Source organism: Mesorhizobium sp. M0047 (assembly GCF_040323315.1).
Taxonomy (GTDB): domain Bacteria; phylum Pseudomonadota; class Alphaproteobacteria; order Rhizobiales; family Rhizobiaceae; genus Mesorhizobium.
This window is the reverse complement of sequence record NZ_JAMYUW010000037.1, coordinates 33,491-58,339: the sequence shown is the minus strand read 5'-3', so window position 1 is coordinate 58,339 and position 24,849 is coordinate 33,491. Positions and strand designations below refer to the sequence as shown.

Genomic DNA, 24,849 nt, shown 5'->3' with positions numbered 1-24,849 from the left:
ACTCTGCTTTAGCCCAGCACCACGTTCGCGGCGCTCTCGGGCAGATCCTCCCCAAAAGCACGTTGATAGAACTCGGCCACCAACGAACGCTCCAGCTCGTCGCATTTGTTGAGAAAGGTCAGGCGGAACGCCATGCCGATATTGCCGAAGATCTCGGCATTTTCGGCCCAGGTGATCACGGTGCGTGGGCTCATCACTGTCGACAGATCGCCATTGATGAACGCCGAGCGCGTCATGTCGGCGACGCGCACCATCTTGTTGACGATTTCCTTGCCCTTGCCGTCGCGATAGTGCTTGGCCTTGGCCAGCACGATGGCAACCTCATTGTCGTGCGGCAGGTAGTTCAGCGTGGTGACGATCGACCAGCGGTCCATCTGCGCCTGGTTGATCTGCTGGGTGCCGTGATAGAGGCCGGTGGTGTCGCCGAGGCCGACCGTGTTGGCGGTCGAGAACAGCCGGAACGCCGGATGCGGACGGATGACCCGGCTCTGATCGAGCAGCGTCAGCCGGCCCGACGATTCCAGCACGCGCTGGATGACGAACATCACGTCCGGACGGCCGGCGTCATATTCGTCAAAGCATAGCGCGACATTGTGCTGGTAGGCCCAGGGTAGGATGCCGTCGCGGAATTCCGTGATCTGCAGCCCGTCCTTGACGACGATCGCGTCCTTGCCGACGAGATCGATACGGCTGACATGGCTGTCGAGGTTCACGCGCACGCAGGGCCAGTTGAGGCGGGCGGCGACCTGTTCGATATGGGTCGACTTGCCGGTGCCGTGATAGCCCGACACCATGACTCGGCGGTTATAGGCAAAGCCCGCCAGGATCGCCATCGTCGTGTTCTTGTCGAAGAGATAGTCCGGGTCGATGTCGGGCACATGCTCTGATGTCACCGAATAGGCCGGCACCACCATCTTGGACTCGAAACCGAATTTCTCCTTCACCGACACCGTCGTGTCGGGCAGGTTGGCGATGTCGCGATCGACCTTGTTCATATCTCTCAACGTCTCCACGGGCGAAAAGCCTGATTTCGCCGGCAATCGATTTTGTCCGGGGGCGGTCTTAGAGCCTTTTCCAACCTTATGAAAGTTGGAAAACGACGCGAACCGTATGGTCGCTCAGCACAGGCCCGCCTGTTTGAGCACGCGATAAGCCTGCAGCACATCGCGGAACCGGTCTTCCGAACCTCTGTCGCCACCATTCGCATCCGGATGGTGGAGTTTCACCAGTTCCTTATAGCGCGCCTTGATTTCCTTGCCAGTCGCCTTTGTATCAAGGCCAAGCGTTTCCAGCGCCTTGGCCTCAAGCGGCTTGGCCTTGCGCTCGCGCGCCTCGCGCGGATCCTTCGGCCCCTTGAACAGGTCGAAGGGGTCGCGCATGCGATTGTAGTAGCCGGCGCGGCCGGAACGCATCTGCGCCATATCGGGCGACGACCGCGTCGAGGCACCGTTGGCGCCCATCTTCCAGGTCGGCCGATGGCCGGTCATCGCTTCCTTCTGGAAACGCGCGACCTCGGTGTCCGGCACGCCGGAGAAATAGTTGAAGCCCTTGTTGTATTCGCGCACATGGTCGAAGCAGAAGCGGAAATACTCGCCTTCCTTCATCCGCCCGACCGGCGCGCGATGTGTGCCCGCCTCCTTGCAGCCGTCCCACTGGCAGATCGGCGAGTGCGACTTCAGCTCCGCGTCCTTGTCGGGGCGGACGCGAATCTTCTCGAAATATTTGGGGTACGGCTTCATCTTACCCATTTATGGGGCGTTCGCAGATGCGAAACAAGAATTGACATTTTCGCGATGATCGCCCTAACCGCTGAATCGCGGCATAAAACAGGCGAATGGCGGATTTTGTTGAGCGGTAGCGGCTTTTGCGGAGACCGATTCCGGTTTTTGCGGGCAGATATGCCGGCCATATGTGGTGAAGGAATACGGCGATGTCCATACAGACGACCATGGAAGACAAGCTCAACAAGGCGTTTTCGCCGGACCGGCTGGTCATCATCAACGAGAGCCATCTCCATGCCGGCCACCATCACCACGGCTCCGACCATCATGGCGCCTATGACGGCACAGGAGAGACGCATTTTCGCGTGCGCGTCGTCTCATCCGCCTTTGCCGGCATGAGCCGCATCGACCGCCATCGCGCCGTCAACGAACTGCTTGCCGACGAGTTGAAGGCCGGCGTGCATGCGCTGGCAATCGAACCGGCGGCGCCCGGCGAAAAGACCCGCTGGTAGCTCGGTTCCGCCGCCCGCTTTTCGCCGCGCTCAGAGCCCACCTCGAACAGAAACGGTCCGGGTTGAGATAGCGCGCTGTCCAGCAATGCGCCGAGCCGTTCGCACGTGGTCTGATCCAGCAGCTAGTCTGACGCACGAGCCTCGATCAGCCGACCGTCGATTTCAGGAATGCCAGCGCGGCCGCGGTCAGCGCGTCGCCGTCCTCGCCGAAATCGCGATTGATCGACATGTGCGTATAGGCGCTGCCGTCGAACAGGGTGACCTCGGTGCCGGTGGCGCGCAGGCGTTCGGCAAAAGTCTTCGAGGCTTCGCCACGGCCTGGCGCTCGCGAATAGGCGATGAAGGTCGGCGGATGCTTGCGGCCGTCGACGTAGCTGGCCAGTGAAAGTGCGGCCCATTGCGAGGGGTCGGAAAAGACCCGAGCATAGGCCCGGACCATGCCGCCATTCCTGGCGAGCGCTGCAAGATCGTAGGCACGGGTGTCATCGAGAAGCAAGGCAGCGACGTCCGGCAACCCGCCGCGCATGCCGCTCAGTGCAATCAGATGACAGCCGGCCGAATGACCCATGCCGACAATGCGCTTGGGGTCGCCGCCATGCTGGGCGATGTTGGCTCTGATATAGGCATAGGCCTTTTCGACGTCACCGGCCTGGGCGGCGACACCGGCCTCAGGCAACATGCGGTAATCGATGGAAACGAAGCAGAAGCCATTGGCCAGCAGGAAAGCCGGCTTGGCGTTGACCTGGCTGCGTTTGCCGAATTGCCAGGTGCCGCCATGGGCGAAGAACACGACCGGCATGCCGGTGGCGTCATCAGGCGCATAGATGTCGAGCTTAGCTGGCCCGTAGTCGAAAGTTCTTGGCACCGGTTGGCGCAAGTGCCACACGGCCGATGCTCCCAATGGCAGCATCGCCGCCACAGAAGCCAGAATGAAGCTTCGTCGATCGATCATCGTGGTCTCCCGACCATGTCGACCAAGAGTGCCAGCGGGCGGCACAAGCGTCCAGTTGAGTATGGCACATGGATCCGGTTCGGCGATCGACCATCGATCCGAACCGCGAATGGGCTCTCAACCTTTTTGGACGCTCATCCGCTGTAGAGGAGACCAGATCGATCAGGCTCATCGAACCCGTATCGGGCCACAGGTCACGCCACACCAAATGCATTGCGCTCGCGGTTCAGTTCACGAAATCAATTTTTGTCCTTGACGCCTCAGCCGACCATCACCACCCTAAGTTGTTGGATACGCATTCCAATCACATCGGGTGCTGTTCGGGTGCTGTTCCGCGCCGATGCCAGGCGCACGTTCTCTCCTTCATGTGATGGGAACCACAACGCACTCCGATAGTTGAATAGATTGAGGAACCATCCGGCAGCCAGAACGGCTTTGAGGGCGGAATATCATGCGCGAGAATCAGTCCGACGTCTTCGACCTGTTTTCGGAGATTTATGCGAACGAGGGCCAGGAGGAAATCAGTCTCCAGCAGTACCTACTTGCCTGCCGGGAGGACAAATCGATGTATGCCTCGGCGCCTGAACGGATGGTCGAGGCAATCGGCGAGCCTAACCTGATCGACACCAGCAAGGACGAGCGACTAGGCCGCATTTTCTCGAACCGCACCGTCAAGATCTATCCATCCTTCTCCGACTTCTACGGCATGGAGGATACGATCGAGCGCATTGCCGGATATTTCCGCTATGCCTCCCAGGGACTCGAGGAGCGCAAACAGATCCTCTACCTCCTCGGCCCTGTCGGCGGCGGCAAATCCTCTCTGGCCGAACGGCTGAAGAGACTGATGGAGGAACGCCCGATCTACACGCTGAAGGCCGGCAACCAGGTCAGTCCGGTTTTCGAATCGCCACTCGGCCTTTTCAATCCCGATCGCATGGGCGACCTGCTGGAAGATAAATACGGGATAGCCCGGCGCCGTCTCAACGGGCTCATCTCACCCTGGGCGGCCAAGCGACTTGACGAATTGTCCGGCGACATTTCGAAATTCAGCGTGGTCAAGTTGAAGCCTTCGCGGCTGCGCCAGGTCGCCATCGCCAAGACGGAGCCTGGCGACGAGAACAATCAGGATGTCTCGGCCCTGGTCGGCAAAGTCGATATCAGGCAACTGGAAAATTTCAGCCAGTCCGATCCGGACGCCTATTCATACAGTGGGGGACTGAACCGAACCACCCAGGGCCTGCTCGAGTTCGTCGAAATGTTCAAGGCGCCCATCAAGGTCCTGCATCCGCTGCTGACCGCGACCCAGGAGGGCAGCTACAACGGTACCGAGAATTTCGGTGCCTTCCCCTATCAAGGCATCATCGTGGCCCATTCCAACGAGTCGGAATGGCAGCAGTTCAAGAACAACAAGAACAACGAGGCTTTCCTCGATCGCATCCTCGTGGTCAAGGTGCCGTATTGTCTGCGGATAACTGAAGAGAAACATATCTACGAAAAGCTGCTGCGGGAGAGTGAATTGGCCAACAGTTCCTGTGCCCCCGAGGTGCTGGACATTCTCAGCCGATTTACCGTCTCGACCCGCTTGGCCAAGCACGACAATTCGCCGCTCTACACCAAGATGCGCGCCTATGACGGCGAGAACCTCAAGGAAATCGACCCCAAGGCGAAACCGGTTCAGGAATATCGCGATGCCGCCGGCGTCGACGAGGGCATGGCCGGCGTCAGCACGCGTTTTGCCTTCAAGATCCTGTCGCAGACCTTCAACTATGACACCGAGGAGGTGGCTGCCGACCCCGTACATCTAATGTACATCCTCGAGGAGGCAATCAAACGCGAACAGTTTCCGAAGGAGACGGAAGCGGACTACCTGGAATTCATCAAGTCCGAGCTGGCGGCGCGGTATGCCGAGTTTATCGGCCACGAAATCCAGAAGGCCTATCTGGAATCGTACAGCGAGTACGGCCAGAACCTTTTCGATCGCTACATCGCCTATGCCGATGCCTGGATCGAGGATCAGGACTATAAGGATCCCGACACCGGTCAAATCCTCAATCGCGAGGTTCTGGACAATGAACTGTCGCAGGTCGAAAAACCGGCCGGCATCGCCAATCCCAAGGACTTCCGCAACGAGGTGGTGAAGTTCACATTGCGCGCCCGTGCAAGAAACCATGGCCGCAACCCGGCTTGGACAAGTTACGAAAAGCTGCGGGAAGTCATCGAGAAGCGCATGTTCGGCCAGGTCGAGGACCTTCTGCCGGTGATCAGCTTCGGCTCCAAGCAGGATAGCGTCACGGAAAAGCGGCACAATGAATTCGTGCAGCGCATGGTCGAGCGCGGCTACACCCAGCGGCAGGTGCGTCGCCTTGTGGACTGGTACATGCGGGTGAACAGGGCGGGTTGAGAGAGCCCGGGTGGTTCCATGCCGATCTTCATCGACCGTCGCCTGAACCCGAAGGACAAGAGCCTCGGCAATCGCCAGCGCTTTCTCAGGCGTGCGCGCGAGGAACTGAAGCGGAGCATACGCGATCAGATCCGCACCGGCAGGATCGCCGACGCCGATGCCGAGCACGCCGTGCCCATGCCGGAGAGCGGCACTGACGAACCGAGTTTCAACAACGCCCGCAACAGCGGCAGGCGCCAGCACATCCTGCCGGGCAACAGGCATTTCTCTCCTGGAGATCTGCTCCCTAAGCCCGGCGGCGGCGGCGCGGGAGGGGCGTCCGCGGGGAATACAGCGTCTGAAGACGACTTTCGTTTCGTGCTGTCGCGTGAAGAGGTGCTCGATCTTTTTTTCGAGGATCTCGAACTCCCAGATATGGTCAAGCTCAACCTCAAGGAGATCCTTGCATTCAAGTCGCGCCGGGCTGGCTTCGCCGCCACCGGCTCACCGACCAACATCAATGTTGTGCGCACCATGCGTAACAGCCACGGCCGCCGCATTGCGCTGAGGCGTCCTAAGCAGGAGGAGTTGGACGCGATCCTCAAGGAAATCGCCGCGCTTGAGTTGGTGCCATCCAGCGTGGCGGCGCGCCAGCGCATTGCGGCATTGAGGGAGGAGCTTGACCGGCTGGAGCGGCGGCGCAGGCGAATTGCCTATGTCGATCCGGTCGACATCCGCTTCAACCGCTTCGATCCCCGACCTGTGCCGAATGCCAATGCCGTCATGTTCTGCCTGATGGATGTGTCCGGCTCGATGGGTGAACGCGAAAAGGATCTGGCAAAGCGCTTCTTCGTACTGCTGCACCTGTTCTTGAAACGGCGCTACGAGCGCATCGAGATCGTCTTCATCCGCCACACGCATCTGGCCCAGGAGGTCGATGAGGAAACATTTTTCTACAACACGCAAAGTGGCGGCACTGTCGTTTCCACCGCGCTGGAGGAAATGCACCGAATTATTGATGCACGTTACCCCGCCCACGAGTGGAACATCTACGCCGCCCAGGCCTCCGACGGCGACAATTTCGGCGGCGATTCCGAGCGATGCATAGCATTGCTCAACGGCAAGCTCATGCGGTTGTGCCAGTATTTTGCCTATGTCGAGATCATCGACGAGCGTGAAGCCCATATCTTCGGCTCGACCGAAAACGGGACATCGCTATGGCGTGCCTATAGCGAAATCGACCTGAAATGGTCGAACTTCCAGATGAGCCGCATCGCCACGCCCGCGGATATCTACCCGGTTTTTCGCCAACTCTTCGGCAGACAGCCGGCTTCCCTCAAGGTTGCATGAGGGGATTCAATGGCCAGACAAGCCGGTAAATCCAGCCTGCTTTTTTCAGGGTCCGATTGGGATTTCAAGACATTGTCGAGGACCTATGACACGATCGAGGCAATCGCGATCGAAGAGCTTCATCTCGACACCTACCCGGTGCAGATGGAGATCATCTCGTCCCAGCAGATGCTCGACGCCTATTCATCGGTCGGCATGCCACTGATGTACCGTCACTGGTCTTTCGGCAAACATTTCCTCCACCACGACCTGCTCTATCGTAAGGGCGGTCGAGGGCTTGCCTATGAACTGGTCATCAATTCCAATCCGTGCATCGTCTATCTGATGGAGGAAAACACCATGGCCCTGCAGGCCTTGGTGACGGCCCATGCTGCGCTCGGGCATAATCATTTCTTCAAGAACAACCAGCTGTTCAAGCAGTGGACGGACGCCGGGGCGATCCTCAACTACCTGGATTTCGCCAAGGGCTACATTGTCCGTTGCGAGGAGCGGCATGGCCTCGCCGCCGTAGAGGCTGTCCTTGATTCCGCCCATGCTCTGATGGCACAGGGCGTGTTCCGCTATCACCGGCCGCCGAAGCTGTCGTCGGAACGGCAGCGTGAAGGACTTCGCGAGCGCCTCGAATACGAAGAGCAAACCTATAATGATCTGTGGCGTACGCTGCCACCGTCGCAGCAAAAGGCTAACGATAAGAGAGAGGACCCGGAGCGGAAGAAATCGCTCAACCTTCCCGAGGAAAACCTGCTTTACTTCCTGGAAAAGAACAGCCTGGTCCTGGAGCCCTGGCAGCGTGAGATCGTCAGGATCGTTCGCGTCATAGCACAATATTTCTACCCACAACGGCAAACGCAGGTGATGAACGAGGGCTGCGCCACTTTCGTCCACTATACGCTGATGAACATGCTGTACGATCGCGGCCAGATCAGTGAAGGCGCCATGCTGGAAATCCTGCGGAATCATTCCAACGTGGTCTTCCAGCCGGCCTACGACGATCCGCGGTTTTCGGGCATCAACCCTTACGCTCTCGGCCTCGATATGATGCAGGACATCAAGCGCATTTCGACCGAACCGACGGCCGAGGACCGCGATTGGTTTCCCGACTTCGCCGGCCGCGGCAACTGGCTAGAGGTCCTGCTCGACGCCTGGGCAGATCACCGCGACGAGTCCTTTATCCGCCAATATCTCAGTCCAAGTTTGATCCGGAAATGGCGGCTCTTCGTGCTCGGCGACGCTGCCGACCAACCGCATTTCGAGGTTGCCTCGATCCACAACGAACGCGGCTATGCCAAGGTCCGCGCCGCGCTTGCCCACAGCTACGAGATCGGAGCAAACCAACCGGACATCCAGGTGATGGATGTCGATCTGCTCGGTGACCGGCATTTGAGACTGCAGCACAAGGTCAATGACGGTATCCTTCTCGAGGAGGCCAGCCGTGACGCCACGCTTCGTCACATCCGCAGGCTTTGGGGTTACGAGGTCAGCTTGGCGGCCGTCGACGCCGAGACGGGCGCGGCGATCCACGAACGCTCGACGAGCCAGATCGCAGAATGAGGCTCCGTCGCGGGCTGGTTCTCATGGCGCCAAAAGTGCTCCGCGGTCCTGGGCGACATGCATGGTCACGGGACTTGAATCGCGTCGCTGTCGTCGTCTTCGTTTCGACGGGACGCGTTTTTAAGCGTCGCCGGCTGGCCTGATCCTCAGCCTGGCAATCCGGTTCTTGTCGCGCTTCATCACGGTGAAGCGCTTGCCGTGGAACGTGAAAGCCTGCTTCTCCTCGGGGATCGATTGCGTCTCGTGGATAACGAGGCCGGCAATGGTGGTCGCTTCCTCATCCGGCAGGTTCCAGTCGAGCGCCCGGTTCAGGTCGCGGATCGGCACCGTGCCATCGACGACGACGGAGCCGTCGGCCTCCTGCTTGACGCCTTGGATGTCGATATCGTGCTCGTCCGCGATCTCGCCGACGATCTCCTCGATGATGTCCTCCAGCGTCACCAGCCCTTCGACTTCGCCATATTCGTCGACGACGACGGCGAAATGCGCCTTGCGGCGCAGGAAGGCATTGAGCTGTTCCTGCAACGTCGTGGTGTCGGGCACGAACCAAGGTTTCGAGGCGATCTTCATCACGTCGATCCTGGAGAAGTCGTTGCCGACTTCGTTCAGGGCGCGCAACAGATCCTTGGCGTGCAGCACGCCGACGATGTTGTCGAGCGAGCCTTTCCACAACGGCATGCGGGTGTGCGGGCTCTGCAGCATCTCGCGCACCACCGCCTCCGGCGCGTTGTCGGCGTTGACCGAGCGCATGTTGGTGCGGTGGACCATGATGTCGGAGACTTCGAGCTCGGCGAGATCGAACAGCCCGCCGACACGATCACGGTCCTCGCGCACCATCTGGCCGTCGCGGCGGAAATCGTCGACCGCGCCGCGCAACTCATCGTGGGTGGAGCGCCGCGGCTCGATGCGCGACAGCTCATAGCCGAAGACGGCAAGCAGGCGCTTGCGCAAGGCAGCGGCCAGCAGGAGGAGGGCGGCAAGGACAGCGGCGACGATCCAGCCCGTCTCATTCATCTCCGAGTGCTTTCCTTCGGGCTCGGATGGTTCTCCCTGAGGAACGACAGAACCTCCGAAGCCGGCACGTCCTTGGCGATGAACGCCTTGCCGATGCCGCGCGTCAGGATGAAGGTCAGCGCGCCGCGCGACACCTTCTTGTCTTGGGTGATGAAGGCAAGCAGGGTTTCGGCGTCCGGCAAATCGCCCGGGATATCGGCCATGCGCCAAGGCAGGCCGACGGTGCGCAGATGCGCCTCGACGCGTGCGGCATCATCGGGACTGGCCAGGTTGAGCCGCGACGAGAACCGATGTGCAAGGGCCATGCCAATGGCGACGCCCTCGCCATGGACGAGGCGGGATCCGTCATACTGGGTGGCGGCTTCCAGTGCGTGGCCGAACGTGTGGCCGAGATTGAGCAGCGCGCGGTCGCCGGTCTCGAACTCGTCGCGCGCGACCACGTCGGCCTTGGCCCGGCAGGCTTCGGCAATGGCCTGCGCCCTCTCCGGTCCGCCGGCAAAAACCTGGCCCCAGTTCTCTTCCAGCCAGGCGAAAAACTCCGGCCGGTCGATGAGCCCATATTTGGCGAGTTCGGCATAGCCGGCGCGGAATTCGCGGATCGGCAGCGTATCGAGCACTCCAGTGTCGGCCAGCACCAGCTTCGGCTGATGGAAAACACCGACAAGGTTCTTGCCGCGCGCACTGTTGATGCCGGTCTTGCCGCCGACGGAGGAATCGACCTGCGCCAGCAGCGAGGTCGGGATCTGCACGAAATTCATGCCGCGGCGCACGATACCGGCGGCAAAGCCGGCAAGGTCGCCGATAACGCCGCCGCCCAAGGCGATGACAATGTCGCCGCGCTCCAGTTTCGCAGCCAGCACGCCGTCGACCACCTCCTCAAGATGGGCAAAGCTCTTGGTCTTCTCGCCGGGCGGCAGCGTGATGACGGCCGGCTCGATACCACCCGTTTCGAGGCCGCCCTTCAGCGCATCGAGATGCGCTGCCGCGACATTGGCGTCGGTGATCACAGCGGCGCGGGTGCCCGGCAGGCGGCGCGAAATCTCCGCGCCGGCGCGTGACAGCAGTCCCGAGCCGATCAGTATGTCATAGGTCCGTTCGCCGAGGCCGACTTGGACAATGACTGGCTGATCCAGGCTCATGATCTGACCTCGCCAGTCGCCGCAGTCTCATCGATGCCGAAATGCCGACACAGCGCCTCCACCACCTCGGTTGCGATGATCTCCTTGCGATCGTCGCGAGTCGGCACCGTGACATCGGATGTCGCATAGACCGGATAGCGCTCGCTCATCAGCCGCTCCAGCACGGCGCGGGGATCGGCACTTTTCAACAGCGGCCGGTTCTGCTTCTTGGAGACGCGGTCCATCAAAAGGTCGAGTTCGGCTTTCAGCCACACCGACACGCCGTGCGCAGCGATCGCCTCGCGCGTATGCGCGTTCATGAAGGCGCCTCCGCCCGTCGAAAGCACTTGTGGGCCATTTTCCAGCACGCGCAGGATGACGCGCTGCTCCAGTGCTCTGAATTCGGTCTCGCCGTAGCGCTCGAACAGCTCCGGAACGGTCATGCGCGAGACGCTTTCGATCTCCTGGTCGCTGTCGATGAAGGGCAGCGACAGCATCGTCGCCACCTTGCGGCCGATCGCCGTCTTGCCGGCGCCCATCAACCCGACAAAGACGATGGAACGGCTGCCCAGCCGACCGAGCAGCACGGCGTGGGTCTCGTCTGGAGGATTTGCTGGCAGCGCGTTCATCGGATGTATCGAGGGCCCTCTTTGCCGGCGTATCGATATGAAAAGCCCGTTTGCGTCAAGCGTGGCGAGCACCTTGAGCCCGATATGAGCTGACGGGGCTGCATCGGAAGTTCCTGACAGGCCTCAGCTTCTTCCTTGAATTGGTCTGATTGGCGTCCCATAAGGGGACAGGGTTTGGAAACGCAGAACAAGAAGACGGGCGAAAATTGATGCCGACACTGTTTCGCTTTGTCGTGATAATAGCGATTCTGGCCGGCATTGCCTATGGTACGATGTTCGCGCTGGTGATGTTCGTGGAGCCCAAGAAGGGTGAAATAAGCGTGCGCATCCCTCCGGAGAAGCTCAATCCCAAGAAAAGTTGAACGACCAGAAAAGTTGAATGAACAGCGCCGCCCGCATCGAAGCCTTTCTGGAAATGATGAGCGCCGAGCGGGGTGCGGCCGAGAACACGCTTTCTTCCTACCGCCGTGACCTCGAAGACGCCTCTGGCGAGATCGATGGCGGGCTCGCCGGCGCGACCGCCGCCGATATCCGCGCCTATCTCGACGACATCGCCGCGCGCGGCTTTGCCGCCACGTCGCAAGCGCGCAAACTGTCAGCGATCCGCCAGTTCTTCAAGTTCCTCTACGCCGAAGGCCTGCGCGGCGATGACCCGACCGGCACGCTGGACAGCCCGAAAAGGCGCCGTCCGCTGCCCAAGACGATGAGCGAGGCCGACACTGGCCGGCTGATCGACCGCGCGGCACTTGAGGCCGGCGATCCCAGTCTCGGCAACGGTGCCCGGTCCGGCAACAGCGAGTGGCTGGCGGCACTGCGGCTGCATGCGCTGGTCGAGGTGCTTTATGCCACCGGCCTGCGCGTTTCCGAGCTGGTCGGTCTGCCGGTGACGGTGGCGCAGCGCGACGACCGCTTCTTCATGGTGCGCGGCAAGGGCGACAAGGAGCGTATGGTCCCGCTCTCGCTCAAGGCGCGTGCGGCGATGAAGACGTGGCTTGCCGCCCGCGCCAAGGTTCCAGCCTTCGCCGACAGTCCGTTCCTGTTTCCCGCTGCGTCCGACAGCGGCTATCTCTCGCGCCAGGTCTTCGCTCGCGACCTGAAGGGGCTGGCGGCAAGAGCCGGCATAGCCTCGGCGAAGATCTCGCCGCATGTACTGCGCCATGCTTTCGCCAGCCACCTCCTGCAGAACGGCGCCGATCTCAGGGCCGTGCAGCAGTTGCTCGGCCATGCCGACATATCGACGACGCAGATTTACACCCATGTGCTGGAAGAGCGGCTGGTGCGGCTGGTCAACGATCATCATCCGCTTGCCGACTAGGCCTCATATCGCTATGTGAGGACGACGTTTCACCGCCCGGAGCCTTGGATTCAAGGCTTCCGACAGCCATTGCCTTCCGATGTACCGGTCCGCTCACGCATGTATAATTACCTCGATTTCGAAAAGCCGGTGCAGGACCTCGAGGGCAAGATCCTCGAGCTGAAGAAGCTCGCCGAGAATGGCGAAGCGGTCGATGTCGGCGACGAGATCAGCCGGCTCGAGAAGCGCTCCCGCGATGCGCTGCGTGACGCTTACAAGGCGCTGACGCCATGGCAGAAGGTGCAGGTCGCGCGCCATCCCGACAGGCCGCATTGCGTCGACTACATCAAGGGCCTGTTCAACGATTTCACGCCGCTGGCCGGCGACCGCAATTTCGGCGAGGACCAGGCGATCGTCGGCGGCTTCGCCCGCTTCCGCGGCGAGCCTGTCGCCATCATCGGCCAGGAAAAGGGTTCCGACACGACCAGCCGCCTGAAGCACAATTTCGGCTCGGTGCGGCCGGAAGGCTACCGCAAGGCGGTGCGGCTGATGGAACTCGCCGACCGGTTCAACATCCCGCTGCTGACGCTGGTCGACACCGCCGGTGCCTATCCCGGCGTCGGCGCCGAGGAGCGCGGCCAGGCGGAAGCCATTGCCCGTTCGACCTCCGCATGCCTTAGGCTCAGGGTGCCGTCGATCTCGGTTGTCATCGGCGAGGGCGGCTCAGGCGGCGCCATCGCCATCGCCACTGCCAATCGCGTCTACATGCTCGAACACTCCATCTATTCGGTGATTTCGCCGGAGGGCGCGGCCTCGATCCTGTGGCGCGACACGACGCGATCCAAGGACGCGGCGACGAACATGAAGATCACCGCGCAGGATCTTCTTGAGCTGAAGATCATCGACGCCATCATTCCCGAGCCGCTTGGCGGCGCGCATCGTGGCGCCGAAACCGTGATCGCCGCGACCGGCGACCTCATCGCCAGGACGATGAAGGAATTTGCCGGCGCCAACACTGATTTCCGCGAGCAGCGCCGCGAGAAATACCTGGCAATGGGCCGCAGCCTTTAGATCATGATCCGGTCCCGGCGCCACAATGTGGCGGCGCGGAGCATTTTCGCCACAAAAATGCCGCTGCATTCGGCTCAATGAGACTGCCGCTGGGGGATGCGTCGGCACTTGCGGTAAGGAATTTGTTAGGGTTAACGGGCTTAGGGTCCGTCCACGTTCAGTGCAGTAGCCGGGCATGAATTGCCCTCGCGCCAGAGAAAAGACGATATCCGCAGCCATGTTCGCCAAGCTTGCCCGCACCGGAATCCTGATAACCGCCCTCGGCGTTGCCGGCTGCAACAATTCGTCGATGAAGGATTTCGCGCCGGAGGCCAACAAGCCGCTGCCCGACAAGATCCTCGCCGACATGAGGGCCAAGGGCATGGTCCGCACCTCGTCGGTGATGGCCCGCATCTTCAAGGAAGAGGGCAAGCTCGAAATCTGGAAGGCCAAGACCAACGGCCGCTATGACATGGTCGCGAGCTACGACATCTGCAAATGGTCGGGCAAGCTCGGGCCGAAATACACCGAAGGCGACCGCCAGGCGCCGGAGGGCTTCTACACGGTGCGTCCGGCGCAGATGAACCCGCGCTCGAACTACCATCTGTCCTTCAACATCGGCTATCCCAACGCCTACGACCGCGCCAATGGCCGCACCGGCTCCAATTTGATGGTGCACGGCGCCTGTTCGTCGTCGGGCTGCTATTCGATGACCGACGCTCAGATCGAGCAGATCTATGCCTTCGGCCGCGACGCTTTCCAGGGCGGCCAGACCGAATTCCAGATCCAGGCGTTTCCGTTCCGCATGACCGCCGCCAACATGGCGCGCTACCGCAACGATCCGAATTACGAATTCTGGAAGATGCTGAAAGTCGGCTACGACAATTTCGAGATCACCAAGGTGCCGCCGAAGGTGGATGTCTGCGAGAAGCGCTATGTCTTCAACCAGGTTGCCGCCGACGGCCAGACATTCGATCCGACCGGTGCCTGCCCGGCGACGACGCAGCCTGATTCGCTGAAAAGCGCCTACAATTCCTACATGAGCACCTACGACGCGGCGTTCAGCGGCGCGGTCAAGGCCAGCGTGCCGGCGCCCAAGCCGACCATTGCTGGCGTCAAGGAAGCCAGCATCGTTTCCGACTGGTCCAAGCGCAGGGCGCGCGGCGAACGCGTGCCGATCGACCCGCCGTCGCTCAACACCGACGGCTCCGTCACCGAGACGACCCGCATGGGCCGTATCGATTCGCCGGCAGGCCGCAAGATGGCCGCACTCGACGCCGAAAAAGCCGCCAAGCAGAAGGCCGAGGAGCAAAGGCTGGCGGCCATAGAGGTGGCCAAGAAAGCCAAGGAAGCCGCCAGGGCGCAGGCTCTGGCTGAAAAGGAGGCCGAGAAGGCCGCCAAGGAAGCGCCTGTCGCCACCGCCACCGTCACACCCCCTTCCGAAGCCGCGCCAGTGGCAGAAACGCAAGCGGCGAGTGCCGACGAGAGCCGGGTGACAAAGCTGAAGAACAAGCTGCTCGGCATGTTCGGCGGCTGATTTCACTCGTGGCTGACCGCGCCGCTGTCTATGACCTCAGGGGGCTGAACTGTCCCCTGCCCGTGCTTAAGGCCAAGAAGCGTCTAGCCGGGATGCAACCGGGCAGCCGGCTTTGGTTAGAGACCACCGACCCGCTCGCCGTCATCGATATTCCGGCATTCTGCTCCGACAACGGCCACCAACTCATCGAAACGTCCGCGGTTTCGGGCGGCCATCGCTTCTTGGTCGAACGCGGCGAGCCGCAATCATAGAGTTCAACGCCCGGCAATTGCCAGCGGGTTGTTTTCCAGCGCCGCGCGGTCGGGTGTATCGATCGACGGCCGGTTGGTGAAGGCGGCGAACAGCCGGCGGATATAGTCTTCAGGCATGTCGAGCGTGATCAACACCAGCCGCATGCCACGCTGGCCATCGGGCCAGCCCGGCAATTGCACCGGCGGATGCAGGATTTTCTGCACACCATGGATAACCAGCGGCCGTGATGGATCCTCGCTGAGTTCGATGACGCCCTTCATGCGCAGCAAATGCTCGCCATGCGTCGAACGCAGCAGGTCGAGAAACATTTCGATGGCCGAAAACGGTACCGGGCCATCATGCACCAGCGAATAGGACCGCACACGCGAATCATGGCGATGGCCGTGATCGCGGCCATGCTCGTGATTATGCCCGTCATGATCATGATGGTGGTCGTGATCGTGCGCCGCTTCGTCGCCGAGCCAGCGCCGAACATCGGCGGATTTGGTGGAGGGATTATAGAGGCCGCAGTCGAACAGCGCCGCCACGCCTGTCCCCGTGTCGCCGGCGTCGAACAATTCGGCGCCCGGATTGATCTGCCGCAGTCGCGCCCGCAGCGTTTCCAGTTCATGCGGATCGGTGACCAAATCGGCTTTGCTGAGCACGATACGATCGGCGACGGCAACCTGCTTGACCGCCTCGACATGGGCATCGAGCGTCGCTTCCCCGTTGACGGCGTCGACCAAAGTGATGACGCCGTCGAGCCGGAAGGCCTGGATCAGCGCCGGGTGCGCCATGATCGACTGCAGCACCGGCGCCGGGTCGGCCAGCCCCGTGGTTTCGACGATGACACGGGCGAGCCGGGCGATGCGGCCGGTCTGTAGCCGGTCGACCAAGTCGGCCAGCGTGTCGACCAGTTCGCCGCGCACCGTGCAGCACAGGCAACCATCGGAAAGCTGGATGATGCCGTCGGAAGACTGCTCAACCAGCAAATGGTCGATCGCCACCTCGCCGAACTCGTTGATGATGACCGCCGTGTCGGCCAGCGCCGGATCCTTCAACAGCCGGTTGAGCAGCGTCGTCTTGCCGGCGCCGAGAAAACCGGTCAGCACCGAGACGGGGATCGGGAAGCCGCTCATTGGTCTCTATCTGTCTGTCTGAGCATGGTCTCTTCCGAAAACGTACCAAGTTTCGCTGTCACGGACCTTCGGTTCGGGATCGGGCTCTAGTTCGCGACCTTGACCGGCTGGTCGCCTTGCGCCGCGGAGCCGGCAATCTTCGGGCCCGGGCCGGCCGGTGCCGGTCTGTCGGGCCGCCAACTCGGAATAGGCACGTCGGCGTAGTCCTGGCCGCCCTGGTCGAGAATAGCTTTCGGCGCTGGACCCGTGGCGCCGCCAAGGCCGACGGCAACCAGCGTCGGCACATGGTCGAGCTTTTTCTGATAGGTCGATTTCGGCACGTTCTTGGCAGCAACTGGCGGCGCTTCGGACTGTTCCTGACGCGCCTTCTTCTTGCAGATCTCGTCATGCATGTCGTTGGGCGAGACCAGATCGCCGTAGGGCGCCAGCGTGGTGACGGTGTCCGAGCCGGCGGCAGGCGTGTCAAATCCCTGGTCCAGCAATCGCGCGGCGGTCTCGGCACGAGTGACCGCCGACTTTTCGCCAAGCACCACCGCGACCAGCGTGCGCCCGTTGCGGGTCGCCGACCCGATCATGTTGAAGCCGGAGGGGCAGACAAAGCCGGTCTTCATGCCGTCGGCGCCGGGATAACGGCCGATCAAGAGATTGTAGTTGGGAATAGCCTTCTTGCCGACGGCAAGTCCTTCTATCGAAAACCAGGACGCATATTCCGGGAACTCGCGCCGGATGGCCATCACCAGGACGGCGAGGTCGCGTGCCGTCGTGTACTGGTCGGGCGAATAGAGCCCGTTAGGATTGACGAAATGCGTGCCGTTCATGCCAAGCCGGGTCGCCTCGGCATTCATCCGATCGGCAAAGGCTGCCTGGGAACCGCCGACATTTTCGCCGACGGCCATGGCGATGTCGTTGGCCGATTTGACCAGCATCATCTTCAGCGCATTGTCGAGCCGCATCACGGACCCTGGCTTGAATCCCATCTTGCTTGGCGGCTCGGAGGCGGAGTGTTTCGTCACCGTGATCGGCGAATCGAGCTGAACCTCGCCGGCCGCGATCGCCCGAAAGGTCACATAGGCGGTCATCAGCTTGCTCAGCGACGCCGGATACCAGCGCTTGAATGCATCCTGATGCTGCAGGATCTTGCCGCTGCCGAGGTCGAACACAACAACCGGATTGGCCAGCGCCGGCCCGACCAGGACCGACAGCGCTATTGTGCCAGCCGAGAATAGCTTGAGGAAATGCCTGTGCCGCATGATCAAATCCGAAATCGCCTCTTGCCGTAGTCGCCCCTGGCTCCGTAAGATTTCGTTACGTGATCGCCAGCATATTGGTCCGACCCTCAAAAACCGGATCGCATTGATGCGGTGCTATTTACCCTATGTGACGCCAAGATGGCAAAGTGCCTGGCGATCACAATTGCAAGCAGCGGACAACACCGCCTGTCCCAACAGCGAGATGGAACCACCATGCCAATCCTGAACCGTGCCGCCGAAATGCAGGACGAAGTTGCCGGCTGGCGCCAGCATCTGCACCAGACGCCAGAACTCAACTTCGACGTCTTCAAGACCGCTGCCTTCGTCACCGAGAAGCTGAAAGCCTTCGGTTGCGACGATGTGGTCACCGGTCTCGGCAAGACCGGCGTCGTTGGCATCATCCGCGGCCGCCAGGGCGAAGGCCCCACCATCGGCCTGCGCGCCGACATGGACGCGCTGCCGCTCAACGAGATATCAGGCAAGCCCTACGCCTCCACCATCCCCGGCAAGATGCATGCCTGCGGCCATGACGGCCACACGGCAATGCTTTTGGGTGCCGCGAAATACCTCGCCGAGACCCGCAACTTCACCGGCTCCGTCGCGCTGATCTTCCAGCCGGCGGAGGAAGGTGGCGGCGGCGGCAACGAGATGGTCAAGGACGGCATGATGGACCGTTTCGACATTTCCAAAGTATTCGGCATGCACAATATGCCAGGCCTGCCTGTCGGGCAGTTCGCCATTCGCCCAGGCCCGATCATGGCCGCAACGGCCGAATTCACCATCACCGTGCGCGGCAAGGGCGGCCATGCGGCGATGCCGCACGGCACGATCGACCCAATCGTAATCACCAGCCAACTGGTCGGCGCCTTGCAGACGATCGCCTCGCGCAGCACCGACCCGGTCGAGGCCGTGGTGGTGTCGGTGACCAAGTTCCACGCCGGCGATGCCTACAACATCATCCCGGAAACCGCCGAAATCGCCGGTACGGTGCGCACCTTGCGCAAGGAAATCGCCAAAAAATCGGAAGAGCGCATCCGAACCATCTGTGCCGGGCTGGCGACCGCCTTTGGGGCCAGGATCGAGGTCGACTACCAGGCAAATTACCCCGTGACTTTCAACCACGCGGAAGAAACGATCTTTGCCAGCGATGTCGCAATCGGTGTCGCCGGTGACGCCTACGTCCACCGCGGCATCCAGCCGGTGATGGGCGGCGAGGATTTCTCCTATATGCTGGAAGCCCGCCCAGGCGCCTTCATCTTCATCGGCAATGGCGACACCGCCGGTCTCCACAACCCCGCCTACGATTTCAATGACGAGGCCATCCCGCACGGCATGAGCTATTGGGTGAAGCTGGCGGAAACGGCGCTGGCCGCTTGATTGTCTTCAGCGCAAACGGCTGGCCGAATTGCATTCGGACAGCCTCTTGGCGAAACGATCCGAAGCGGCTATGTGTCTGGCCGCGTGGTCCCGTAGCTCAGTAGGATAGAGCGGCAGATTCCTAATCTGTAGGTCACAGGTTCGATTCCTGTCGGGATCACCAATTCTTTCAAGGACTTAGCGAGAAACCCGCCGTATTTTTTTGCGAATTTTTTGCGAATTTGGTACGGCGAATTTCTTAGACCTTCAGACTCCTGGCAGGCCTACCCAAGAATCAAGGGCCTAAATCCGTGGCGAAGCGGGGAGGCACGATTGCGGAAGCTGCTATCGCAGTTGTGTGCGTCGAGTTCTGCAAAATGGCGTGGCAGTAGCTGTGACGTCGGCGTGTCCGCGGCGCAGCTCCCGTATTTAGTGGAGCGGCGGACACATGACGGTGCTCAGGCGGCCAATGCTCTCAGGCTCTCCTTCTTGCGCTCTCGCAGATGATCCATGTTGAGCTCCACCCTCGCCCTCTCGCTGGCGATCCTTCGCGTAGCGGCTGAGATCGCGATCACCCGATGAATTACCCGAGACTTTGACTGGCGAGGGCGTAGGTTACCGGTGCAACTGCACCGCGGACGGCAAAATCGGCGAGGCGTTTGCCCATCGACATGGTGAGCACCGTGTCGAAAACAGGCATTCCGCTGTGCGACAAAAAGGCAGCGAACTCGCCATGGTCCATGTGGGTGTCGATCCGCAGGAAAGACCCCGAATGGTCGGCAACGTGCGGCCGGACGATCACCACGGCGTCGGCGTCGCTTTCCGCCACGACCGGCCCCACGACGTGGCCACGTCCGAACGGCCGGCAGAGCGCGAATGCGCTCAGCCTGCCATCCTTGAAAAGACCGTAGCCGGCCGAGTGTGCGAAAAGCCTTTCGATGAGGGCCGCCCGCCTCACGCCAAATCCTGCAGCGTCGAGCGCTATTGCTGCGGGAATGTCCCTGGCTTCCAAAGTCCGGACATCACCTCGAATAGGCCTGTCCGTTGTTTGCAGGCGGGCGATGCCCTGGCAATGATAAACGGTCTTCTCTGGCTGGAAGTCGAGCGAGAGATAGAGTCGCCGTGCCGCCCTGGTCGCATTGAGGCGCAAGTCGCGGCCAACTACCCTGTCGAAGACCCGCTTCATCAGCCATTGCCCCGCCCCCAGCGTCTGGAGCCGCGGCGAGGTGATGACCATGCCCACGGTTGCGAAGTCGGTGCCGTGCGCGAACCACATGGCCGAGCCGAGAACCCGGCCGATCTCGTCGAGTGCCACGAACCCCTCTCCCGATTGGCGCAAGAACTGCCAATCCTCGGCGCGATGCGGCCATCCCACGGAGAGCGATAGCGCGTGCAAGCGATCCAACTCAACGCCTTGGATGTCGTCGATCCGCATCGAGAAGGTATCGATTTTCAAGCTCTCGGAAGGCTTCAAGTCCATGCCCCTGAAAGATTACCACGCCAGAGCGGCCACTCTCTGCCGCCACGCTAAACGAGCAGACCGGTAAGATTTGCTCAAATGCCGCGCAGCAACGCAAGATTCAACTGAAACATTTCAGCTTTCAGCACGCAATCGCGAAAGAATGCGCATCCTCTCTGGAAATCTAGCAGCATATGGTCGACGGCACCGATCCCGGCGAACCCGAAACGCTTTGAGGGCTGGAATGGACGTCTTCGACATCCTCGATCGTCTCGTCGCCTTTCCATCGGTCGCCGGCAAGCCGAACGCCGATATTGCCGGCTGGATCGAGGCCTATCTCGCGCAGCACAGCACGCGGGTCACTTTGCTGCCGGGACCGGAAGGCGATCGTTCCAATCTTTTCGCGACGATCGGCCCCGCCGATGTCCCGGGCCACATCCTGTCCGGCCATATGGACGTTGTTCCCGCCAGCGAGCCGCAATGGAGTTCGGCGCCTTTTGCGCTGCGCAAGGAGGGCGAACGGCTCTACGGACGTGGCACCACGGACATGAAGGGGTTTCTTGCCGCGGCACTCGCGGCCGTGCCCATGCTGGCGGGGCTGCGCCTCGCCAGGCCAATCCACCTCGCCTTCTCCTATGACGAGGAGGTGGGATGCCGCGGCGTGCCACACCTGATAGCCCGGCTTCCCGAGCTTTGCGCAAAACCACTCGGCGTCATCGTCGGCGAGCCGAGCGGCATGCGCGCCGTGCGCGGCCACAAGGGCAAGGCGGCCGCCCGTATAACCATCAAAGGGCGCCCCGGCCATTCTTCACGGCCTGATCTTGGGCTCAACGCCATTCATGCGATGTCCGAAGCGCTGACCGCGACTGTGAACGAAGCCGAGCGGCTGACGCACGGCCCGTTCAACTCCGCCTTCGAGCCGGCCTACTCCTCGTTGCAAGCGGGCGTGGTGGCGGGCGGACATCAGGTCAACATCATCCCCGACACCTGCACGCTGGACCTGGAGGCACGCGCCATACCTGGCGTCGACCCGGCAAGCCTGCTGGCGCCTGTAAGAGCGCGCGCAGAGGCCCTTGCGGCCAATGGCTTTCGCATCGAGTGGACACCGATGAGCGCCTATCCGGCGCTGTCGCTGCCGCAGGATGCGCCACTTGCGGGACTGCTGCGCGAATTGACCGGTGAGGTGCCGCTCGCCGCCGTCAGCTACGGCACAGAGGCCGGACTCTACCAGGCCGCGGGGTTCGAGGCGATCATCTGCGGCCCCGGCGACATAGACCGCGCCCACAAGCCGGACGAATACATTCTCGCCAGCGAACTCGCCGCCTGCCAGCGATTGATCGAGACACTGGGCGCCCGTTGCGCGACGTGAAGGGGCAGCCGGAATGACATTCCTGTTCAATTCGGATGCGCCCCGCGGGGCGATCTTCGCCGATGTCTTCGCGAGAGACCTGCCGGACGTCCCCTTCGCGACCAATGCCGCAACGGTCGATCCCGAGGCCGTGCGGTACCTGATCAGCTGGACCGTCCCGGACAAGCTCGCCCGCTACAGGAACCTGGAAATCCTGTTTTCCATCGGCGCCGGCGTCGATCAGTTTCGCCTCGATGCGGTGCCTGCGAACGTGAAGATCGTGCGCATGATGGAGGAAGGCATCGTGCGCATGATGCAGGAGTATGTAACGCTGGCCGTGCTTGCGCTGCATCGCAACCTGCCGGCCTATCTGGCGCAGCAGCGCGCCGGCGCATGGCACGATATCGCGCAACTTCAGGCCGGGTCACGCCGGCTCGGCGTGCTCGGCCTCGGGCACCTTGGCCAAGCCGTCCTCGACCGATTGAAGCCCTTCGGGTTCCCACTTGCCGGATGGAGCCGCTCGCCGCGGCAGATCGAGGGCGTGACCTGTTATCATGGCGAGCCTGGGCTGGAACAGATGCTCGCGGCCAGCGACATACTGGTCTGCCTGCTGCCGCTGACCGAGGAGACGCGGGGTTTCCTCGATGCCGACCTGTTTGCGAAGCTGCCCAAGGGGGCGGCGCTCGTCCACGCTGGCCGGGGGCCGCAGCTCGACCACGAGGCGCTTCTCGCCGCGCTCGACCGCGGCCAACTCTCGGCGGCGATGATCGACGTCACAGATCCCGAACCACTGCCGGCGGGCCATCCGTTCTGGTCGCATCCGAAGATCATTCTGACCCCGCATATCGCCAGCGTCACCCAGCCCGCCGGCGCCGCACAGGCCGTTGTCGAAAACATCAGGCGTTACCGCGCCGGTCTTGACCCCATCGGGCTCGTCGACCGGTCGCGCGGCTATTGAAGTTCAACATGAAAGGCCATCCCTTGTCCCTGCTCAAGACCGTCGATACCAGTCCTGCCTTCCAGCCGCGCGAATCCGGGGCGCTGCCCGAACGGCTGATTTCCGGCAACCCGGCCTTCAAGACCTGGGCGCAGGACGTCGCCAAGGGCGATCTCGTCCACACCGGCGTCTGGGAAGCGACGCCTGGGGAAACGCGCGCGATCAAGGGCGACACTTTCGAGTTCTGCCACATCCTCGCCGGCGTGATCGAAATCACGCCGGACGGCGGCAAGCCGGAGACCTACCGCGCCGGCGACAGCTTCGTGATGAAACCTGGCTTCACCGGGATTTGGAAGACCATCGAAACGGTGCGCAAGATCTACGCAACTGTAGGGTAACGGGAGCTGGCGAAGCGCCGGCCCTCCGCAACAGATTTTGCCGTCTGTCATCGCCGGCGCACAACAATCATCCGCGACCGATCGTCGAACGGTGCATGCTGCGCTCCTGCCTGCGCTAGGCTCCCGCGGAACATTCCAGAGTGGGTGCCATGGGCCTGAGCTTCGACCCGGATGCCGTTTCGCTTCCCGTTGGCCATTTCATCGGGGGAGAGCTGATCGCGGCCGAGGATGCGATCGAGATGCGCCGGCCGTCCGACGGCAAGGTGTATGCCGCCTGCCCAGTGGCCGGCGTCGATATTGTCGACCGTGCCGTGGAAAGCGCCAAGGCGGCGCTGAAGTCCAGCAACTGGGGTAGTGTTCGCCCGCGCGAACGGACGAAGGCACTCCAGACCTGGGCCGACCTGATCGAGGCGGAAGCCCAAACGCTGGCCAGGATCGAGGCGCTGTGCTCCACCCGGCCCATCGGCCAACTCGTTGCCGGCGACATCGCTGTCACCGCCGAGCAGATCCGCTTCTTTGCCGAATTCGCAGACAAGGAAGGCAGCGAGCTCGTACCGACCGACGACGCCAGTCTGGGCATGATCATGAGCGAGCCCTATGGCGTGGTCGGCGCGATCACGCCCTGGAATTTTCCCATCTCGATGGCGGGATGGAAGCTTGCGCCCGCATTGGCCGCGGGCAATGCGGTCATCCTCAAGCCGTCGGAAATGACGCCTTATTCGGCGGTCTTTATGGCGCAACTCGCCGTTAGAGCGGGCCTGCCGGCAGGACTCGTGAACGTGGTGCTGGGGGACGGTCCGACGACAGGCACGGCGCTGACCGGCCATCCCGAGATCGCCAAGATCTCCTTCACCGGCTCGACCCGCGCCGGATCGGCAATCATGGAGAATGTCGCCCGCACCGGCGTCAAGCCGATGACGCTGGAACTCGGCGGCAAGAGCCCGCAGATCGTTTTTGCCGATGCCGATCTGGACAAGGCCGCAATGGCCATCGCCGGCAGCGTCACCTTCAATGCCGGTCAGGCCTGCGTGGCCGGCACGCGCCTGATCGTCGAGAGGACCGTGGCCGCCAATTTGACGGCCGCCATCCTGGAGCGGATGAAAGCTGTGCGGCCCGGCCCGACCTGGGACGAGGCGACACAGTATTCGCCTGTCATCTCGGAGCGGCAGCGGGCGCGTATCGACGGCATCGTCAAGGCCGCGGTCGAGGCAGGCGCCGAATGCCTGACCGGCGGCAACGTCATTGACAATCCCGGCTATTTCTATGAGCCGACGCTGATCGCAAATGTCGACCACCCCAATCCGGCGATCGTCGAGGAGATCTTCGGCCCGGTCCTGACCATCCAGACCTTCGAGACCGAGGAGGAGGCGCTGGCGCTATCCACCCATCCAACCTACGGGCTGGCTTCCGGCCTGTTCACCTCCGACCTGTCCCGTACGATCCGCTTCGCGCGCAAGCTCGAAGCCGGCACTGTCTGGGTCAACCGCTACAGCCGCTCGCGCGACCATATCCTGCCGACCGGCGGCTACAAGCGCTCCGGCATCGGCAAGGATCTCGGCCGCGAGGCCTATCACGCCAACCGCAGGACCAAGAGCGTCCTGATCAGCCTGTAGAGAGATGTCG

At 62.0% G+C, this 24,849-nt stretch carries 23 protein-coding genes and 1 tRNA gene; 15 read left to right on the top strand and 9 right to left on the bottom strand.

Annotated elements, in window-relative coordinates; genetic code table 11:
• Nucleotides 1-8 precede the first annotated feature (8 nt).
• Nucleotides 9-995 carry a cobaltochelatase subunit CobS gene (gene cobS / locus NKJ89_RS27235; protein ID WP_023757263.1) on the bottom strand — a complete coding sequence of 329 codons (987 nt, stop codon included), beginning with the start codon at nt 993-995 and terminating at the stop codon, nt 9-11.
• A 123-nt stretch (nt 996-1,118) separates the two neighbouring features.
• Complete coding sequence (locus NKJ89_RS27230) at nt 1,119-1,748, bottom strand: J domain-containing protein (RefSeq protein ID WP_032906956.1); 630 nt, start codon at nt 1,746-1,748, stop codon at nt 1,119-1,121.
• A 182-nt stretch (nt 1,749-1,930) separates the two neighbouring features.
• On the opposite strand from NKJ89_RS27230, the gene NKJ89_RS27225 reads away from it, so the two are divergent.
• Complete coding sequence (locus NKJ89_RS27225; RefSeq protein WP_023757265.1) at nt 1,931-2,233, top strand: BolA family protein; 303 nt, start codon at nt 1,931-1,933, stop codon at nt 2,231-2,233.
• A 145-nt stretch (nt 2,234-2,378) separates the two neighbouring features.
• Here NKJ89_RS27225 and NKJ89_RS27220 read toward each other — a convergent pair whose 3' ends face one another.
• A complete protein-coding gene (locus NKJ89_RS27220; RefSeq protein ID WP_352607135.1) occupies nt 2,379-3,185 on the bottom strand; it encodes an alpha/beta hydrolase in 807 nt (268 codons plus the stop codon).
• Nucleotides 3,186-3,636: 451 nt separating this feature from the next.
• Between NKJ89_RS27220 and NKJ89_RS27215 the strand changes: the two genes are divergently transcribed.
• From NKJ89_RS27215 to NKJ89_RS27205, 3 genes are read left to right on the top strand one after another with little or no spacing between them, the layout of a single operon-like run.
• A complete protein-coding gene (locus NKJ89_RS27215) occupies nt 3,637-5,586 on the top strand; it encodes a PrkA family serine protein kinase (protein ID WP_023757267.1) in 1,950 nt (649 codons plus the stop codon).
• Nucleotides 5,587-5,604: 18 nt separating this feature from the next.
• Nucleotides 5,605-6,915 carry a YeaH/YhbH family protein gene (locus NKJ89_RS27210; RefSeq protein WP_352486365.1) on the top strand — a complete coding sequence of 437 codons (1,311 nt, stop codon included), beginning with the start codon at nt 5,605-5,607 and terminating at the stop codon, nt 6,913-6,915.
• A 9-nt stretch (nt 6,916-6,924) separates the two neighbouring features.
• On the top strand, nt 6,925-8,466 hold the full coding sequence (locus tag NKJ89_RS27205) for a SpoVR family protein (protein ID WP_023757269.1): 1,542 nt from the start codon (nt 6,925-6,927) through the stop codon (nt 8,464-8,466).
• A gap of 120 nt (nt 8,467-8,586) precedes the next feature.
• Here NKJ89_RS27205 and NKJ89_RS27200 read toward each other — a convergent pair whose 3' ends face one another.
• The 3 genes from NKJ89_RS27200 to NKJ89_RS27190 are packed head-to-tail and all read right to left on the bottom strand — an operon-like array spanning nt 8,587 to nt 11,227.
• A complete protein-coding gene (locus NKJ89_RS27200; RefSeq protein WP_352607133.1) occupies nt 8,587-9,480 on the bottom strand; it encodes an HlyC/CorC family transporter in 894 nt (297 codons plus the stop codon).
• Nucleotides 9,477-10,619: a 3-dehydroquinate synthase gene (gene aroB, locus NKJ89_RS27195; protein ID WP_352607131.1), complete on the bottom strand. Its 1,143-nt coding sequence runs from the start codon at nt 10,617-10,619 to the stop codon at nt 9,477-9,479. Before aroB ends, NKJ89_RS27200 begins: the two co-directional genes overlap by 4 nt.
• Nucleotides 10,616-11,227 carry a shikimate kinase gene (locus tag NKJ89_RS27190; RefSeq protein WP_023757272.1) on the bottom strand — a complete coding sequence of 204 codons (612 nt, stop codon included), beginning with the start codon at nt 11,225-11,227 and terminating at the stop codon, nt 10,616-10,618. Before NKJ89_RS27190 ends, aroB begins: the two co-directional genes overlap by 4 nt.
• A 209-nt stretch (nt 11,228-11,436) precedes the next feature.
• Here NKJ89_RS27190 and NKJ89_RS27185 point away from each other — a divergent pair, with 209 nt between their 5' ends.
• From NKJ89_RS27185 to NKJ89_RS27165, 5 genes are all read left to right on the top strand, one after another.
• Entirely contained in the window at nt 11,437-11,589 is a 153-nt protein-coding gene (locus NKJ89_RS27185) for a hypothetical protein (RefSeq protein ID WP_023757273.1), read from the top strand.
• 17 nt (nt 11,590-11,606) lie between these two features.
• Complete coding sequence (locus NKJ89_RS27180) at nt 11,607-12,542, top strand: site-specific tyrosine recombinase XerD (protein ID WP_352607129.1); 936 nt, start codon at nt 11,607-11,609, stop codon at nt 12,540-12,542.
• A gap of 99 nt (nt 12,543-12,641) precedes the next feature.
• Complete coding sequence (locus NKJ89_RS27175) at nt 12,642-13,592, top strand: acetyl-CoA carboxylase carboxyltransferase subunit alpha (protein WP_352607127.1); 951 nt, start codon at nt 12,642-12,644, stop codon at nt 13,590-13,592.
• A 217-nt stretch (nt 13,593-13,809) separates the two neighbouring features.
• Nucleotides 13,810-15,108: a L,D-transpeptidase family protein gene (locus NKJ89_RS27170; protein WP_023757276.1), complete on the top strand. Its 1,299-nt coding sequence runs from the start codon at nt 13,810-13,812 to the stop codon at nt 15,106-15,108.
• 8 nt (nt 15,109-15,116) lie between these two features.
• Entirely contained in the window at nt 15,117-15,359 is a 243-nt protein-coding gene (locus NKJ89_RS27165) for a sulfurtransferase TusA family protein (protein ID WP_023757277.1), read from the top strand.
• A gap of 3 nt (nt 15,360-15,362) precedes the next feature.
• Here the strand turns inward: NKJ89_RS27165 and NKJ89_RS27160 are convergent, their stop codons facing one another.
• A complete protein-coding gene (locus tag NKJ89_RS27160) occupies nt 15,363-16,478 on the bottom strand; it encodes a CobW family GTP-binding protein (protein ID WP_352607125.1) in 1,116 nt (371 codons plus the stop codon).
• Nucleotides 16,479-16,564: 86 nt separating this feature from the next.
• Complete coding sequence (locus NKJ89_RS27155; protein WP_352607123.1) at nt 16,565-17,728, bottom strand: D-alanyl-D-alanine carboxypeptidase family protein; 1,164 nt, start codon at nt 17,726-17,728, stop codon at nt 16,565-16,567.
• Between the two features lie 213 nt (nt 17,729-17,941).
• On the opposite strand from NKJ89_RS27155, the gene NKJ89_RS27150 reads away from it, so the two are divergent.
• Both NKJ89_RS27150 and NKJ89_RS27145 read left to right on the top strand, forming a co-directional pair.
• A complete protein-coding gene (locus tag NKJ89_RS27150; protein WP_023757280.1) occupies nt 17,942-19,105 on the top strand; it encodes a M20 aminoacylase family protein in 1,164 nt (387 codons plus the stop codon).
• Between the two features lie 86 nt (nt 19,106-19,191).
• A tRNA-Arg gene (locus NKJ89_RS27145) sits at nt 19,192-19,268 on the top strand.
• 399 nt (nt 19,269-19,667) lie between these two features.
• Here the strand turns inward: NKJ89_RS27145 and NKJ89_RS27140 are convergent.
• On the bottom strand, nt 19,668-20,564 hold the full coding sequence (locus NKJ89_RS27140) for a GNAT family N-acetyltransferase (protein ID WP_352607121.1): 897 nt from the start codon (nt 20,562-20,564) through the stop codon (nt 19,668-19,670).
• Nucleotides 20,565-20,787: 223 nt separating this feature from the next.
• On the opposite strand from NKJ89_RS27140, the gene argE reads away from it, so the two are divergent.
• The 4 genes from argE (at nt 20,788) to NKJ89_RS27120 (ending at nt 24,839) form a co-directional block, all read left to right on the top strand.
• The gene (argE, locus tag NKJ89_RS27135; protein WP_352607119.1) at nt 20,788-21,912 is read left to right on the top strand and encodes an acetylornithine deacetylase; all 1,125 of its coding nucleotides are present in this window, start codon (nt 20,788-20,790) and stop codon (nt 21,910-21,912) included.
• Between the two features lie 13 nt (nt 21,913-21,925).
• Nucleotides 21,926-22,849, top strand: a complete 924-nt coding sequence (locus NKJ89_RS27130) for a 2-hydroxyacid dehydrogenase (protein WP_352607117.1) — start codon at nt 21,926-21,928, stop codon at nt 22,847-22,849.
• A gap of 23 nt (nt 22,850-22,872) precedes the next feature.
• Nucleotides 22,873-23,226 carry a cupin domain-containing protein gene (locus NKJ89_RS27125; protein ID WP_352607157.1) on the top strand — a complete coding sequence of 118 codons (354 nt, stop codon included), beginning with the start codon at nt 22,873-22,875 and terminating at the stop codon, nt 23,224-23,226.
• Nucleotides 23,227-23,375: 149 nt separating this feature from the next.
• Entirely contained in the window at nt 23,376-24,839 is a 1,464-nt protein-coding gene (locus NKJ89_RS27120) for an aldehyde dehydrogenase family protein (protein WP_352607115.1), read from the top strand.
• Nucleotides 24,840-24,849: the final 10 nt, after the last annotated feature.

What these genes read in the sequence shown, in the direction of transcription:
- NKJ89_RS27150 (WP_023757280.1), top strand. Translation starts at nt 17,942, where the DNA reads ATGCCAATCCTGAACCGTGCCGCCGAAATGCAGGACGAAGTTGCCGGC.
- NKJ89_RS27205 (WP_023757269.1), top strand. Translation starts at nt 6,925, where the DNA reads ATGGCCAGACAAGCCGGTAAATCCAGCCTGCTTTTTTCAGGGTCCGAT.
- NKJ89_RS27120 (WP_352607115.1), top strand. Translation starts at nt 23,376, where the DNA reads ATGGGCCTGAGCTTCGACCCGGATGCCGTTTCGCTTCCCGTTGGCCAT.
- NKJ89_RS27155 (WP_352607123.1), bottom strand. Translation starts at nt 17,728, where the DNA reads ATGCGGCACAGGCATTTCCTCAAGCTATTCTCGGCTGGCACAATAGCG.
- NKJ89_RS27215 (WP_023757267.1), top strand. Translation starts at nt 3,637, where the DNA reads ATGCGCGAGAATCAGTCCGACGTCTTCGACCTGTTTTCGGAGATTTAT.
- NKJ89_RS27140 (WP_352607121.1), bottom strand. Translation starts at nt 20,564, where the DNA reads ATGGACTTGAAGCCTTCCGAGAGCTTGAAAATCGATACCTTCTCGATG.
- NKJ89_RS27180 (WP_352607129.1), top strand. Translation starts at nt 11,607, where the DNA reads ATGAACAGCGCCGCCCGCATCGAAGCCTTTCTGGAAATGATGAGCGCC.
- NKJ89_RS27170 (WP_023757276.1), top strand. Translation starts at nt 13,810, where the DNA reads ATGTTCGCCAAGCTTGCCCGCACCGGAATCCTGATAACCGCCCTCGGC.
- NKJ89_RS27220 (WP_352607135.1), bottom strand. Translation starts at nt 3,185, where the DNA reads ATGATCGATCGACGAAGCTTCATTCTGGCTTCTGTGGCGGCGATGCTG.
- NKJ89_RS27200 (WP_352607133.1), bottom strand. Translation starts at nt 9,480, where the DNA reads ATGAATGAGACGGGCTGGATCGTCGCCGCTGTCCTTGCCGCCCTCCTC.
- cobS (WP_023757263.1), bottom strand. Translation starts at nt 995, where the DNA reads ATGAACAAGGTCGATCGCGACATCGCCAACCTGCCCGACACGACGGTG.
- aroB (WP_352607131.1), bottom strand. Translation starts at nt 10,619, where the DNA reads ATGAGCCTGGATCAGCCAGTCATTGTCCAAGTCGGCCTCGGCGAACGG.
- NKJ89_RS27130 (WP_352607117.1), top strand. Translation starts at nt 21,926, where the DNA reads ATGACATTCCTGTTCAATTCGGATGCGCCCCGCGGGGCGATCTTCGCC.
- NKJ89_RS27210 (WP_352486365.1), top strand. Translation starts at nt 5,605, where the DNA reads ATGCCGATCTTCATCGACCGTCGCCTGAACCCGAAGGACAAGAGCCTC.
- NKJ89_RS27185 (WP_023757273.1), top strand. Translation starts at nt 11,437, where the DNA reads ATGCCGACACTGTTTCGCTTTGTCGTGATAATAGCGATTCTGGCCGGC.
- NKJ89_RS27230 (WP_032906956.1), bottom strand. Translation starts at nt 1,748, where the DNA reads ATGGGTAAGATGAAGCCGTACCCCAAATATTTCGAGAAGATTCGCGTC.
- NKJ89_RS27160 (WP_352607125.1), bottom strand. Translation starts at nt 16,478, where the DNA reads ATGAGCGGCTTCCCGATCCCCGTCTCGGTGCTGACCGGTTTTCTCGGC.
- NKJ89_RS27225 (WP_023757265.1), top strand. Translation starts at nt 1,931, where the DNA reads ATGTCCATACAGACGACCATGGAAGACAAGCTCAACAAGGCGTTTTCG.
- argE (WP_352607119.1), top strand. Translation starts at nt 20,788, where the DNA reads ATGGACGTCTTCGACATCCTCGATCGTCTCGTCGCCTTTCCATCGGTC.
- NKJ89_RS27175 (WP_352607127.1), top strand. Translation starts at nt 12,642, where the DNA reads ATGTATAATTACCTCGATTTCGAAAAGCCGGTGCAGGACCTCGAGGGC.
- NKJ89_RS27190 (WP_023757272.1), bottom strand. Translation starts at nt 11,227, where the DNA reads ATGAACGCGCTGCCAGCAAATCCTCCAGACGAGACCCACGCCGTGCTG.